At 44.4% G+C, this 214-nt stretch carries 1 protein-coding gene; it reads left to right on the forward strand.

The genetic code is table 11. The features are described from left to right. On the forward strand, positions 1 to 214 hold a 214-nt coding region (locus tag J3S90_RS15840; protein WP_210646993.1), incomplete at both ends, for a hypothetical protein.

Here is a 214-nt window from a genome sequence, read left to right on the forward strand (position 1 = left end):
ATGCAGCCAATACTTATGATTTTTCACCTGCAGGACCAACTGTTAGTGCAGCAGGAGTCATAACAGGCGGTATGATAGGAACGGCTTACACGGTTAAAGCAACTAACGCTTCCGGATGTATTTCAGCGGCTTCTAATAGTTTTACTGTTATAAGCCTAACACAGTTGGCTACACCAGTAACTCCAGTAGTTAGCACAACAGCAGCGACTTGTTC

Origin of the sequence: Flavobacterium flabelliforme, from assembly GCF_017948675.1 — a bacterium.
Taxonomy (GTDB): Bacteria; Bacteroidota; Bacteroidia; order Flavobacteriales; family Flavobacteriaceae; genus Flavobacterium; species Flavobacterium pygoscelis.